Genomic DNA, 13737 nt, shown 5'->3' with positions numbered 1-13737 from the left:
CTGCCCCTCTCACCGGTACTCCGAGAGCCTGCGGTTGACCCCGACGATCACGGCGGCGGCCCCCAGGACCGCCAGCGCCGCTCCACCGGTCGGCAGGCCCCGCAGGGCCCCGCGCCCGTCCTTCGCCGCCGAGGTGAACTCGCCCTGCTCATGGGCGAGCGCCTTCTCCAGCGCGGCGTCCACCTGCTGGAAGGACTGCCCGGTGGAGTCCTTGGTCCCGATGATCTGCTCCAGGGCGCCGTCGTAGTCGCCGTGGTCGTCCGTGGCACGGGCCTCGCGGTGGCGGACCTGCCACTGGGCCACCCCCTCGGCGGCGTCGAGGACCGGCGTTTTGCCGCTCTCGTCGTCCGCGAGCCGGTCGGCCTTCTCCAACCGGGCTTTCAACGCCTTCATCCCCGTGCCGTAGTCCGCCTCGTACTGGTCGGCGGAGCCGTCGGGGGTCAGCACCGCGCCGCGCGCCACCAGGGTGAGGTTCTCGTTGGCGCGCGCCTTCAGGGAGTTGATCCGCGCGTCGTTGAGCACATCCAGGGACGCCTGGCCGTGCACCATCGCCGACCGCAGCTCGGCACGGGCCACCGTGTGTCCCACGGCCAGCCAGAGCACCACCACCGAGGTGGTGGCCGTCGCCGCCAGCAGCCCGTGGTTCAGCACCCGGTTCGTCCGGCGGTAGGTGCGCCGCTGCATCCACGCCAGCGCGCCGAGCACCAGAACCCCGGCGCCGAGCGACAGGAGGGGCCACTGCCGGGCGTCGGCGGAGTCCGTCTCCAGCCGGCCCGTCTCCGCCGCGTAGAGCCGCTCGGCGGCCGGCAGCATCTCGCCGGTCATCTTCTGGTTCGCGTACCGGAGGTAGGCGCCGCCCAGCGGCAGGCCCTGGCGGTTGTTGGCACGGGCGCGCTCGATCAGACCCGTGTAGACCGGGAGCAGCTTGTTGAGGGTGGCTATCTCACGGCTGGACGCACTGTCGGACTCGGTGCTCCCCGACGCCTTCACCAGCAGCCGGGCCGCCTCCTCGATGTCCTTCCGGTACTGCTCGCGCACGGCCTCGGGCTCCTGCGCGCCCGCGAGGAAGCCACTGGCCGCCGTCGTGTCCGCGTCCGCCAGGAAGCGGTAGATGTCCGCCGCGTCGGCGCTGAGCGGCTGACTGCGGCTGACCACGTCGTCGGCCGAGGAGGCCCGCGAGGAGATCTCCAGGGTGGTCACCGCGCCGAACGCCACTACCAGCAGGGCCAGGACGGCCCCGATGATCTGGAGCCGGCCGGGCTCGGTCGTCGCCACGGCGCGCAGGCGCTCCGCCCGCGCGGCCCGCGTGGTGCGGCGCTGTGCGTCCACGCCGACGTGCGCGGATACCGGGTCCGGCGTGCGCGACGTCTGCGTGCCGCCGCTCGGCGGGTGTGTCACTCGACCTCCCCCTCGGTCACTGACGGCGGGCCTCCGTCCCCGGCCCAGGGATGCGCGCCCGGCCAGAAGTATGGCCGCGGGGACGGACATCCACACCAGGAACGCCTGTTTCCCGTAGCGGTCCCCATATCTGTCCCCACATCAGTCCCCGCATTCGATCAGGGCGGACGCGGCCGATCAAGGCAAGCGGCGCAAGGTGCCCCGATACATCCCCATAAGCGAACGGACTCCCCATCAGGTACACGTCCCAGGAGCCCGATCAGTTCCCTCGGGCCGCTCGCGGGCCGGGCGTTCACCCGTACGAGGAACGTCCCCTCACGCGAACCGCGTGAGGGGACGCCCCGTGACCTACGACGTGCTCCGGTCCTCAGACGTACTGCGCGCGCAGCCTCCGGTGGACCTCCGGCGCGGCGCCCGTACGGTCCAGGCCCAGCAGCGCCGCGCCCAGCACCGGCGGCTCGGAAACGACCCGCACCTCGGCCTTCGGGGCGCGGGCCGCGAGGAGTTCGGTGATCCGGCCGTTCAGCTGAGGATGGCGCGCGGCCAGCACACTGCCGCCCAGCAGCACCGGAGCCTCCTCCGCCAGCAGGCCGAGCCTGCTCAGCGCGACCGAGGCCATCGCCACCACCTCCTCGGCCAGCCGCTCCACCAGTGCGAGGGCCACCGGGTCCCCGCCCGCGGCCGTCGCGAACAGCACTGGCGTCAACTCGTGCCGCCGCGCCGACGGGATCGCGCCCCGGTGCAGTGCCTCGATGAGCGCGTACATCGAGTCGAGCCCGAAGTGGCCGGGCAGCGCACGGGCCAGCTCGGACCGTTCGCCGCGCCCGTCCTCGGCGCGCGCGGCGAACCACAGCGCCTCCTCCGCGAGCCCCGAACCGCCGCCCCAGTCGCCGGATATCCGCCCGATCGCGGGGAAGCGGGCGGTCCGCCCGTCCGGGGTCATGCCCACGCAGTTGATCCCGGCCCCGCAGACCACCGCGACGCCCCGGGGCTCGTCCACCCCGGCGCGCAGGATCGCGAAGGTGTCGTTGCGCACCTCCACCGAGGAGCCCCAGCCCCGGGCCTCCAGCGCCTCGGCCAACTCGGCCTCCTCGACCGGGAGATCGGCGTTGGCCAGGCACGCGGAGACATGGGCGGACGCGCCGGGCGGGCCGTCGGCGTCCGGCAGTTCCGCGAGGGCCCGCCCCCATGCGGCGGCCAGCACGTCGATCGCGGCCTCCACCCCGACCACGGGCGGCTGGAAGCCGCCGCCGCGCGCCGAGGACAGCACCGTGCCGTCCTCGCCGATCAGCGCCACGTCGGTCTTGCTGTTGCCCGCGTCGATGGCGACGACCGACACGTTCACGCCCACGAAAGGTGCTCCCGGTTGTGCGCGATCAGCCGGTCGGTGAGGCCCTCGGCGTACTCGTACTGGCCGATCAGCGGGTGGGCGAGGAGCGCCTTGAAGACCCGGTCCCGGCCGCCGCGCAGCGCGGCTTCCAGGGCGAGGTCCTCGTACGCCGTCACGTTGGCGATCAGACCGGCGTACAGCGGGTCCAGCGCCGGTACGGCCAGCGGGGTCGCACCGTCGTGACCGACCCGGGCCTGGACCTCGATCACCGCGTCGTCCGGGAGGAACGGCAGGGTCCCGTTGTTGTACGTGTTGACCACCTGGACCGGCGAGCCGCCGTCGCCCAGCAGGGAGGCCGCCAGGTCCACGGCCGCCTCGGAGTAGAACGCGCCACCGCGCTTGGCGAGCAGCTCGGGCTTCTCGTCCAGTGTCGGGTCGCCGTACATCGCGAGCAGTTCCTTCTCCATCGCCGCGACCTCGGCGGCCCGGGACGGCTTGGTGCCGAGCTCCCTGACCACCTCGTCGTGGGAGTAGAAGTAGCGCAGGTAGTAGGAGGGGACGACGCCGAGCCGGTCGACGACCTGGCGGGGCATGCGCAGGTCGTCGGCGATGGTGTCGCCGTGCTCGGCGAGCAGCCGCGGCAGGACGTTCTCGCCGTCCGGGCCGCCCAGGCGCACCCCCAGCTCCCAGGTCAGGTGGTTGAGCCCGACGTGGTCGAGGTGCACCTCCGAGGGGTTCACGTCCAGCAGCCGGGCGAACTTCCGCTGGAAGCCGATCGCCACGTTGCACAGGCCGACGGCCTTGTGCCCGGCCTGGAGCAGGGCGCGGGTGACGATGCCGACCGGATTGGTGAAGTCGATGATCCAGGCGTCCGGGTTGGCGCGGCGGACCCGCTCGGCGATGTCCAGGACGACCGGCACGGTGCGCAGGGCCTTGGCGAGGCCGCCGGCGCCGGTGGTCTCCTGGCCGACGCAGCCGCACTCCAGCGGCCAGGTCTCGTCCTTGTCGCGCGCGGCCTGTCCGCCGACGCGCAGCTGGAGCAGGACCGCGTCGGCGTCGGCGACGCCCGCGTCGATATCGGTGGTGGTCGTGATCCTTCCGGCGTGGTCCTGCTTGGCGAAGATCCGCCGGGCGAGACCTCCCACCAGGTCCAGGCGGTCGGCCGCCGGATCGACGAGCACCAGCTCCTCGATCGGCAGCGTGTCCCGCAGCCGGGCGAATCCGTCGATCAGTTCAGGGGTGTAGGTGGACCCGCCACCCACTACTGCGAGCTTCATGTCAGCCTTTTACTCCGGTCAGTGTGACGCCCTCGACAAATGCCTTCTGGGCAAAGAAGAAGACGGCGATCACGGGGGCCATGACCAGAACGGTCGCGGCCATGGTCAGGTTCCAGTCGGTGTGGTGTGCGCCCTTGAAGGATTCGAGGCCGTAACTGAGCGTCCAGGCGGCCGGGTTCTCGGAGGCGTAGATCTGTGGTCCGAAGTAGTCGTTCCAGGCGGCGAAGAACTGGAAGAGGGCGATGGCCGCTATGCCCGGCTTGGCCATCGGCAGGACGACCTTCATCAGCGTACGGAACTCACCGCAGCCGTCGACCTTGGCCGCGTCCAGGTACTCGTTCGGGATGGTCAGCAGGAACTGCCGCAGCAGGAAGATGGAGAACGCGTCACCGAAGGCCATCGGGATGATCAGCGGCCACAGGGTGCCGGACAGGTCCATCTGCTTCGCCCAGAACAGGTACATCGGGATGATGACGACCTGAGGCGGCAGCATCATCATCGAGATGACGAGCATCAGCGACAGCTTGCGGCCCCGGAAGCGGAACTTCGCCAGCGCGTACGCGACCGGCACGGACGAGACGACCGTCAGGACGGTGCCGACGCCCGCGTACAGCAGGGTGTTGCGCCACCAGGTCAGGAAGCCCGGGGTGTTGAAGACCCGCTCGTAGTTGCCCCACTCCCAGGTGTTCGGGGTGAGGTCGCGGGTCAGCGCCTGCTGGTCGCTCATCAGCGAGGTCAGCACCACGAAGACGAACGGCAGCACGAAGAAGAGCGCGGCGGCGATCCCGAGGGAGTGCACGGCGATCCAGTGCAGCAGCGCCTTGCGGCGGGCGGTGCGCGCGGCGGGGGACCGCGGGGCGGTCGCCGGGTCGGGGGCGGCGGTCTTTTCGAGGAGTTGGGTCATGGCTCAGTCACCGGCCGATATCAGGTTGTTGCGGCCCCGCATCAGCAGCGCGGTGAAGGCCATGGCCAGGGCGAACAGGACGAGGGCGACGACACAGGCGGCGCCGTAGTCGAAGCGCTGGAAGCCCAGGTTGTAGACGAGCTGCGGGAGCGTCAGTGTCGACTTGTCGGGATAGCCGGGTTCGAAGGACTGGCCGGAGCCGCCGATGACTCCGGAGGCGACCTTTCCGGCGACGAGTGGCTGCGTGTAGTACTGCATCGCCTGGATGACGCCCGTCACCACGGCGAACAGCACGATCGGCGAGATGTTCGGCAGGGTCACGAAGCGGAACTTCTGCCAGGCGGACGCGCCGTCCAGCTGGGCCGCCTCGTACTGCTCGGTCGGCACGTCCAGCAGCGAGGCCATGAAGATGACCATCAGGTCCCCGATGCCCCACACCGCGAGCATGGTGAGCGCCGGCTTGGACCAGGAGGCGTCGTTGAACCAGCCGGGCGTCGGCAGGCCCAGGTCTCCGAGGATCGCGTTGACGGGCCCGGTGCCGGGGTTGAGCAGAAAGACGAAGGCGAGTGTCGCGGCGACCGGCGGGGCCAGATAGGGCAGGTAGAACAGCGTCCGGAAGACCCCGGTCCCCGTCTTGATCCTGGTGATCAGCATCCCGATGCCGAGACCGAAGACGACCCGGCAGGTGACCATGACGAGCACCAGCCACAGGGTGTTGCGCAGCGACGGCCAGAACATCGGGTAGTCGCTGAAGACGTAGGTCCAGTTGGCCAGCCCGTTGAAGACCGGCGCCCCGAAGCCGTCGTACTGGGTGAAGGAGAAGTAGACGGTCGAGAGCATCGGGTAGACGAAGAAGACCGAGAACCCGATCAGCCACGGCGACATGAAGGCCGCCGTGCGCAGCGCCGACCTGCGGCGCTTCGAGCGGAGTGTGTGCGTCGTCATCGGGGGCTACTTGGCCTTGGCGATGTCGGTGTCGATCTGCTGGGCGGTCTTCTCCAGACCGGCCTGGAGGTCCTTCACCGCGCCCTTCTCGTACTGGTAGCCGAAGTCCTGGAGCGTCTGCTGGTACGTGGAGCCGTTGACGGCCCCGTCGGGGGTGCTGGACTTCGGGTGCTGCGCGATGTCCAGGAAGGTCTTGAACCGCGGGTCGAACTTCAGGTCGGGGGAGTTCAGCGCCTCAAAAGTGGAGGGCACGTTCCGGATGCCGTTGGCGAAGTCGACGACGGCCTTGGTGTCGCTGGTCATGAACTCGATCAGCTCCCAGGCCGCGTTCTGCTTCTTGCTGGCCGGGGCGATGCCGACGATGGTGCCGGAGAGGAAGCCCTTGCCGTAGCTGTCGGCCTCGTCATCGGCGACGGGCATGGGCGCGACGCCGATCTCGAAGCCGGGCTTGGTGTCCTCGGCCATACCGAGCCGCCACTCGCCGTCCAGCTGCATGGCGACCTGACCGGTGTGGAACGGGTGCTTGGCGCCCCACTCGTCGCCGAAGGTGCCTCGGTACTTCTCCAGCTTGTCGTAGCCGCCGAGGTCCTCGACGAGCTTCCTCTGGTACGTGAACATCTCCGCGAACGCCGGGTCCTTGGCGATGTTGGACTTGCCGTTCTCGTCGAAGTACGTGTGGTCCCACGAGGACAGGTAGTGGTCGGCGACGGTCTCGTAGCCGTGGAAGGTCGGCATGAAGCCGAGCTGCCCGTAGCTGTCGCCCTTCTCCACCGTCAGCTTCTTGGCGACGCTCGCCAGCTCCGACATGGTCTTCGGCGGCGCGGTGATCCCGGCCTTCTCGAAGGCGTCCTTGTTGTAGTAGAGGCCGTAGGCGTCGGTGAGCAGCGGCAGGGCGCAGCGGTTGCCCTCGAACTGGGTGTAGTCGAGGAGGACCTTCGGGAAGGTCTTCTCCAGGTCGAGCTTCGACTTCTCGATAAACGGCTTCAGGTCCGCGAACGCGCCCGACGAGCAGAACTTGCCCACGTTGGCGGTGGTGAAGGACGAGACCACGTCGGGCCCGTTCGAACCGCCCGCTCGCAGCGCCTGGTTGAGCTTGTCGTCGTTGATGTTGCCGGAGACCTTCACCGTGATGTTCGGGTGGGCCTTCTCGAACCGGTCGATATTGTCCTTGACCGCCTTCACCTCGGCGGGCGCGCTCCAGCCGTGCCAGAAGTTGATCGTGGTCTTCGCGTCCGGGTCGTCGGAGGCGCCGGCCTCGGACTGGCCCGTACACGCGGTGGCGAGCACCGATATCGCGGCGACGGCGACAGCGGTGGTGGTGAGACGGCTTGTGCGCATGACAAAACTCCCAAGGACGGGGAAGAGGCAGACGACGGGGAACGGGGGGAGAAGCGTGGTTCAGCGCGAGGTGTCGAACACTTCGTCGCGGGTGTCGGCCAGCGCCCTCTCCAGGGCGCCGCGCAGTACGGGGGTACGGTCGATCTCGCCGACGACGAGCCGGGGCCGGGAGGCGGCCAGCTCGGCCAGTTCGGACTGGATCAGGGAGCGCAGGATCTCGCCGCCCGCCGCGACCGCTCGGCCGGAGAGCACGATCAGCCCGGGGTCCAGGACGGCGGTGACGGAGGCGAGCCCGGTGGCGAGCCGCTGGGCGTACTGGCGCAGCAGCTCGGAGAGCGCCTCGTCCCGCTCGTACGCGTCGGCCGCCCGCGCCAGCAGGTCGGCGGCGACCTTCGCGTACGGCTGCTGCGGGGTGTCGATGCCCAGCGCCTTCGCGAGCCGGGGCACCGCCTGGGCGCCCGCCAGCTCCTGGAAGCCGCCGCTGTTGGCCTTGACGACCTGACGCACGAGCGGGGTGCCCGGCACCGGCAGGAAGCCGACCTCGCCCGCGCCGCCGGTGAAGCCTCGGTGCAGCCGGCCGTTGATGACGAGGGCGGCGCCGAGGCCCTCCTCGTTCCACAGCAGGACGAAGTCCTCGTGGCCGCGGGCCGCGCCCAGGCGCTGCTCGGCGACGGCGACCAGATTGACGTCGTTCTCGTACTCCACCGGCATCGGCAGGAACGCGGCCAGCTCGTCCAGCAGGGTGGGGGAGTGCCAGCCGGGCAGGTGCGAGGCGTACCGCAGCCGCCCGGTGCCCGGGTCGAAGGCTCCCGGGGTGCCGATGACGACCCGGTGGATGTCGGCGCGGGTCAGCCCGGCGTCCTTCACCGCCCCGTCCAGCGCGTCGGCGACCTGGCGCACCACGCTGTCGGCGCGCCGGCCCGGGGTGGCCAGCTCGAACTCCCCGACGGTCCGACCGGTCACGTCCGCGACGGCGGCGACGATGCGCCGCCCGTTCACGTCGAGCCCGGCCACCTGGGCGGCCCGCGCGTTCACCGTGTAGAGCTGCGCGTTGGGTCCGGGGCGCCCCTCGCTGGTCCCGGTGGCGACGACCAGACCGGCCGCCTCCAGCCGGGCCAGGAGCTGGGACGCGGTGGGCTTGGAGAGGCCGGTCAGCTTTCCGATCCGGGTCCGGGAGAGTGGCCCGTGCTCCAGCAGCAGATCGAGGGCGGCCCGGTCGTTCATGGCCCGCAGCACCCGTGGTGTGCCCGGCGTGCCGGGTGCGCCGGGAGTGGTTCCCGCCATCGTGGATGCACCGCCCTCTGTCAGGGACTCGCGCCCGTGACTCTGTTAGGAAAGTTTCCTATTTGGTTGAGAGGACGGTAGGGCGCAGGCCACCGGGGCGTCAATGGGGGGCGGCTGTCGGACAATCAAAGTGTTACCTGGCACGGCGACGCCCCCGGCCGCTTCCTGGGGTCCAGGGGGCGGCCGGGGGCGCTGTGGAAGGGGCTACTTGCTCAGGTTCGTCGCCGGCGGTATCGGCGTCGCCGCCAGCGACTGCGGGGAGGTCGCCGAGGCGTACGCGGAGGGGGCCGCCATCGCGGCCGTCGGGTCCGCCGTGGACGCGCCGTCCGTCTGGAGCGGCAGGGTGCCGACCATCCGGATGCCCGCGTCGTCCAGCGCCTGCTTGATGCGCCAGCGCAGCTCGCGCTCCACTCCGAGCGCCTTGCCCGGCATCGTCTTGGCGGTGACGCGGACGGTCATGGAGTCCAGCAGGACCGCGTCCAGGCCGAGCACCTCCACCGGGCCCCACAGCCGTTCCGACCAGGGTTCTTCCTTCGTCATCGTGTCGGCGGCCATGGCGATCGCCTCGCGGACGTGCTCCAGCTTCTCCGTCGGGCGCACCGTGACGTCGACCCCGGCCGTGGACCAGCCCTGGCTGAGGTTGCCTATCCGCTTCACCTCGCCGTTGCGGACGTACCAGATCTCGCCGTTGTCCCCGCGCAGCTTGGTGACGCGCAGCCCCACCTCGATGACCTCGCCGGAGGCCACCCCCGCGTCGACGGTGTCCCCGACCCCGTACTGGTCCTCCAGGATCATGAAGACGCCGGACAGGAAGTCCGTGACCAGGTTGCGGGCGCCGAAGCCGAGGGCCACACCCGCGACACCGGCGGAGGCGAGGAGTGGCGCCAGGTTGATCTTGAAGGCGCCCAGGATCATCAGGACGGCCGTGCCCATGATCACGAACGAGGCCACCGAGCGCAGCACCGAGCCGATCGCCTCCGAGCGCTGGCGTCTGCGCTCGGCGTTCACCAGCAGCCCGCCCAGCGCCGTGCCCTCCACCGCCTGGGCGCTGCGGTTCATCCGCTCGATCAGATTGGTCAGGGCGCGCCGGATCAGATAACGCAGCGTGATCGCGACCACCACGATCAGCAGGATGCGCAACCCGGTGCTCAGCCAGGTGGACCAGTTCTCCTCGACCCAGCCCGCGGCGTTCCCGGCCTGTTCGGCGGCTTCGCCCAGCGAGCCGCCCGGCTCGGGAGACGGGGCTGCGGCCAGGAGGACGGACAGCGACACGACAGGGACCTCCAGGGGGACGACGGCTGGTCAACAACACTAACGAAACCGGGGGAGTGGATCGTTGCCGTAGCGGGAGGAGAGACGGGTCTCACCGGGAACACCTCCGCTGTGGCCGATCGCACAGCGCGGACGGCCGCCCAGGTGAAACACCTGTTCGGCGCCGCCGAACGGTGTGCGGAGCCCGGAGTGAGAAAAATCCTCCCGGCCCGTTACCCGTACGTGGTGGCGCTTTGACCAGGCATGAGGAGAGACTGAGATCGGATCGTCCCGGCGCGAGCCACGCGCCGCCGGCGTACAAGGAGGCATCCACCGTGCCGCACGTCCTGGTTCTCAACGCGTCGTACGAGCCGCTCGGCGTCGTACCGCTCCGCCGCGCGCTCGTCCTCGTCCTGGAGAGCAAGGCCATCTGCCTCGAGGAGTCCGGCGCCTTTCTGCACAGTGCCACCCGTGCCGTGCCCGCACCCAGTGTGGTCCGGCTCAAGCGTTTCGTCCGCGTCCCCTACCGGGGCCCCGTCCCGCTGACGCGGCGGGCGCTGTTCGCCCGGGACGGCGGGCGCTGCATGTACTGCGGGGCCGCCGCGACCAGCGTCGACCACGTCATCCCGCGCAGTCGCGGCGGACAGCACGCCTGGGACAACGTGGTGGCGGCCTGCCGCCGCTGCAACCACGTCAAGGCCGACCGCCATCTGCCCGAGCTCGGCTGGCGGCTGCGCCACCAGCCCGCCCCGCCGACCGGACTGGCCTGGCGGATCATCGGGACCGGACACCGTGACCCGCGCTGGCTGCCGTATCTGCAACCGTTCGGCGCGGACGACGTGATGGCCCGGATCGACGGCGTGTCCGCCTGAGGCCGGGCCTTCGTCGTCCCCCGCCGCAGCGCGCGCGGGGTCAGTCGTCGGTGACCGCGTACGCCTCCACCGACCAGAGCGAGTAGCCGTACTCCGTGGCCCGGCGCTCGCCCCGCACCCGGATGAACCGGGTGTCCTCGGCGTCCATCCGGACCGACTCGCGCCCGCCCCGGCCCTTCGCCACCGTCGCGGCGGTGCGCCAGACGCGGCCGTCGGCGGAGACCTGTACGCGGTAACGGGAGGCGTACGCGTCCTGCCAGTTCAGCACCACCTGGCCCAGGCGCACCGGCTTCGGCAGCTCGGCCCCCCACCAGGCCCCGTCCTCCACCGGCGAGGACCACCTGGTCTCCGGATCGCCGTCGGAGGCCGCCGAGGCGGGGAAGTCCGGGGTCTCGTCACCGGACGACGAGGCCTTCGCCGTACGCGCCAGATCCGGGCCGCCCGTACGGGGGAAGGCCCGCACCGTCAACGTGGACTCCTGGCCGCCGAAGGTCAGCGGAACCTCGTACTCCCCCGCCGGGGTGTCCGCCGGGACGGTGATGTCCACGGGCACGTCCGTACGCGATCCGCGCGGCACGGTCGTCTGCTTCGGGACCCGCACCTCGATGCCCTCGGGGGCCTTCGCCTTGAGCTTGCCCTTCACCTCGACCGGACGCCGCCCGGCCAGCCGCGCCTCGACCCGCTGGGGCTCGCCGCCGATCTCCGCGTCCGTCTCGCCGCGCGTCAGGTCGAGCGTGGCGGCGGGCTCGTCGCCGAACCACGGCACCAGGGCGCGCACCTGCGGGGACCCCGCCACGACGGCGGGGGCGGGGGGCAGGGCGGGGCCCAGGTACGAGGGCGGGGTGGTCCGGGCGGCCTCCGGCACCGTGACCCGTACGGCGTCCGCGCGCAGCCCCTTCGCGGCGGTCTGGGTCCAGCCGCTCGGCGAGAGCTTCCCGAGCGCCCGCCACCCCTCACCGGGCACGTGGGCCTCCACGACCGCGTCGGTGAGGGCGGTTCCGGGCTCGGCGAGCGCCGTGACGGCCTCCACCGGGCGGGGCCCGGCCAGCCGGACCGTATAGCTGTGCGCGTCTCTCGTGACCCGGCCCGAGGCGCGGTCGGTGCCGTTCCACCCGGCGGACACCTTCGCCGCCTTGTCCAGGAACGGGTCCAGCACGCCCTCGCCGACCGTGGCCCGGCTCGCCCCGATCTCCTCGCGCAGCGGCTCCAGGGCCAGTTGGACGCGCCAGGCGGCGGCGCCGTCCCCGGCGGCCTGGGCCTGGAGCAGGTCCACCGCGAGCTCACCGGCCCGGCCGTAGCGGGCCAGCTGCTCCGTCCAGGGGCGCACCTCGTCGGTCAGCCGGCCCTCAGCGGGGGTCTTCAGCCGCTCGGGGGCCCCTCGCATCACGGAGAAGGCCGCGCGCAGCTCGTCCGCCGCCCGGTCGCGGCGGGAGGCGTCCGCGCGGGAGCTCCAGAACGCGTCGAACAAGGGCTGGAGATAGGCGGACTCCTGCGCGCCGAGCACCGAGCCCGCACTGTTCCCGGCCAGCGCCAGCAGCGCCTCCCGGGCCCCCGCGTCCCCGCCCGCCAGATCCTCCACGGCCGCCCGCCACGATTCGTCCGGGCGGTACCCCTTCGGGTTCCAGGCGAAGTCGGCGGCGGTGAACAGCGGGATCCGCGAGGCGGAGGCCTGCTCCATCGCGTTGGCCAGCAGCGCCGCCGAACCGCTCGCCACCGCCGGGTCCCGGCCGGTGTACGGGCCGAGGAAGATACGGTCCTGGGCGTAGTCGTTGACCGGGTAGTTGTCCATCGTCACCAGCGGGTGGCGGAACGCGGCGCGGGCCCCGGCCAGTTCACCGCCGGTGATCTTCTTCGGCACCACCCCGACACCGGTCCAGGCGACCTGCACCCGGTCGTCCAGCTCCGCCGCCAGCGCGGTGCGGTAGTCGGTGGCTCCGTCCTGGTAGAACTCCGTCGGCAGCACCGACAGCGGGGCGGCGCCCGGGTGCCGTTCCTCCAGGTGCCGGGCGAGGACGCCCGCGACCCGGGCCTGCGCGCGGGCCGCCGCCTTCGGGCCGCTGCCGAAGGTCTCCACGTCGACGTCGCAGTGCCACTCGCTGTAGCTGACGTCCTGGAACTGGAGCTGGAAGACCCGGACGCCCAACGCCCACATGGCGTCGATCTTCTTCGTCAGGGCCCGGACGTCCCTCTCCGAGGCCATGCACATCGCCTGACCGGGTGAGACCGCCCAGCCGAGCGTGACGTGCTCGGCGCGCGCCCGCTCGGCGAGCGCCCGGAAGTCGGCCCGCTTGTCGGCCGGGTACGGCTCGCGCCAGCGCGCCAGCCGGTAGGGGTCGTCGCCCGCCGCGTAGAGGTAGCGGTTCTGCTTGGTGCGGCCCATGAAGGAGATCTGGTCGAGCCGCTCCTCGCGGGTCCACGGCTCCCCGTAGAACCCCTCGGCCATGCCGCGCACAGCGGTTCCCGGCCAGTCCCGTACGGTCACGCCGGCCACCGAGCCGTCGGCGATCAGTTGGCGCAGGGTCTGCACGGCGTGGAAGAGGCCGTCCGCGCCGAGCCCGTCCAGCGCGACGGTGGCGCGTCCGGAGACCTGGCCGACCGCGATCCGGTAGCCGCCCGGGGGCAGATCGGCCCGTTCGGGAGCGCGCAGCGCCCGCAGCGCCTCGCCGGCTCCGCCGCCGCCGATACGGACCACCGGCCCGCCGCCCGGCAGGCTCTCGTGCAGGGTCCGGACGCCCGCCCCGCGCAGCAGTGAGCGCGCCTGCTCGACGGCGTACGGATCGGCGTCCGGCGCGGCGACGAGCGTGGCCTCGGAACCCAGCGGCACGGCCGGCCCGGTGGCCTTCATGCTCTGGGGCCGGGGCCATACGGACGGTGTCCGCGCGCTGTCGGTGCGGTCGGCGCCGACGACGGGCCTGCCGGGATCGGCGGGAGCGGCCGTCGCGGCCGGAGCGACGGAGACGGATCCGAGGAGTCCGCCGATCACGGCGGCGGCCACGGCCGTCGCCTGCCTTCTGCGCCCGATCCGCACGTCGCGCTCCCCTTCGTAACGACCAACTGCCGGCGATGGACCGCCGTGCCGCCCCCTCGGACAGCGATGGACCGCAGTGCCGCCCTCTCGGACAGCGAGCGGCGGACCCC

Annotated in this window: 10 protein-coding genes; 1 reads left to right on the top strand and 9 read right to left on the bottom strand. The window is 71.7% G+C overall.

Annotated elements, in window-relative coordinates:
- Window positions 1-9: 9 nt before the first annotated feature.
- From ACZ60Q_RS03775 to ACZ60Q_RS03740, 8 genes are all read right to left on the bottom strand, one after another.
- Window positions 10-1398, bottom strand: a complete 1389-nt coding sequence (locus tag ACZ60Q_RS03775; protein ID WP_469627810.1) for a hypothetical protein — start codon at window positions 1396-1398, stop codon at window positions 10-12.
- A gap of 367 nt (window positions 1399-1765) precedes the next feature.
- On the bottom strand, window positions 1766-2749 hold the full coding sequence (locus ACZ60Q_RS03770; protein WP_469627807.1) for an N-acetylglucosamine kinase: 984 nt from the start codon (window positions 2747-2749) through the stop codon (window positions 1766-1768).
- Window positions 2740-4005 carry a 6-phospho-beta-glucosidase gene (locus tag ACZ60Q_RS03765; protein ID WP_469627805.1) on the bottom strand — a complete coding sequence of 422 codons (1266 nt, stop codon included), beginning with the start codon at window positions 4003-4005 and terminating at the stop codon, window positions 2740-2742. The genes ACZ60Q_RS03770 and ACZ60Q_RS03765 overlap by 10 nt, the downstream gene beginning before the upstream one ends.
- A 1-nt stretch (window position 4006) precedes the next feature.
- On the bottom strand, window positions 4007-4909 hold the full coding sequence (locus ACZ60Q_RS03760) for a carbohydrate ABC transporter permease (RefSeq protein ID WP_469627802.1): 903 nt from the start codon (window positions 4907-4909) through the stop codon (window positions 4007-4009).
- Window positions 4910-4912: 3 nt separating this feature from the next.
- The gene (locus ACZ60Q_RS03755) at window positions 4913-5854 is read right to left on the bottom strand and encodes a carbohydrate ABC transporter permease (protein WP_469627799.1); all 942 of its coding nucleotides are present in this window, start codon (window positions 5852-5854) and stop codon (window positions 4913-4915) included.
- A 6-nt stretch (window positions 5855-5860) separates the two neighbouring features.
- A complete protein-coding gene (locus ACZ60Q_RS03750) occupies window positions 5861-7192 on the bottom strand; it encodes an ABC transporter substrate-binding protein (protein WP_469627796.1) in 1332 nt (443 codons plus the stop codon).
- A gap of 60 nt (window positions 7193-7252) precedes the next feature.
- Complete coding sequence (locus ACZ60Q_RS03745; RefSeq protein ID WP_469627793.1) at window positions 7253-8476, bottom strand: ROK family transcriptional regulator; 1224 nt, start codon at window positions 8474-8476, stop codon at window positions 7253-7255.
- 204 nt (window positions 8477-8680) lie between these two features.
- Entirely contained in the window at window positions 8681-9748 is a 1068-nt protein-coding gene (locus tag ACZ60Q_RS03740) for a mechanosensitive ion channel family protein (RefSeq protein WP_469627790.1), read from the bottom strand.
- A gap of 314 nt (window positions 9749-10062) precedes the next feature.
- Here ACZ60Q_RS03740 and ACZ60Q_RS03735 point away from each other — a divergent pair, with 314 nt between their 5' ends.
- The gene (locus ACZ60Q_RS03735; RefSeq protein WP_397762945.1) at window positions 10063-10599 is read left to right on the top strand and encodes an HNH endonuclease; all 537 of its coding nucleotides are present in this window, start codon (window positions 10063-10065) and stop codon (window positions 10597-10599) included.
- Between the two features lie 40 nt (window positions 10600-10639).
- Here the strand turns inward: ACZ60Q_RS03735 and ACZ60Q_RS03730 are convergent, their stop codons facing one another.
- The gene (locus tag ACZ60Q_RS03730; RefSeq protein WP_469627786.1) at window positions 10640-13627 is read right to left on the bottom strand and encodes a beta-N-acetylglucosaminidase domain-containing protein; all 2988 of its coding nucleotides are present in this window, start codon (window positions 13625-13627) and stop codon (window positions 10640-10642) included.
- Between the last annotated feature and the right edge of the window lie 110 nt (window positions 13628-13737).

The organism is Streptomyces sp. NPDC104313, assembly GCF_055583985.1.
The sequence above is the reverse complement of the archived record's forward strand: the minus strand, read 5'-3'. Positions and strand labels throughout refer to the sequence as shown.

Bases quoted from the DNA above. Each gene is read 5' to 3' on its own strand.
- ACZ60Q_RS03760 (WP_469627802.1), bottom strand. From the start codon at position 4,909: ATGACCCAACTCCTCGAAAAGACCGCCGCCCCCGACCCGGCGACCGCC.
- ACZ60Q_RS03750 (WP_469627796.1), bottom strand. From the start codon at position 7,192: ATGCGCACAAGCCGTCTCACCACCACCGCTGTCGCCGTCGCCGCGATA.
- ACZ60Q_RS03765 (WP_469627805.1), bottom strand. From the start codon at position 4,005: ATGAAGCTCGCAGTAGTGGGTGGCGGGTCCACCTACACCCCTGAACTG.
- ACZ60Q_RS03755 (WP_469627799.1), bottom strand. From the start codon at position 5,854: ATGACGACGCACACACTCCGCTCGAAGCGCCGCAGGTCGGCGCTGCGC.
- ACZ60Q_RS03745 (WP_469627793.1), bottom strand. From the start codon at position 8,476: ATGGCGGGAACCACTCCCGGCGCACCCGGCACGCCGGGCACACCACGG.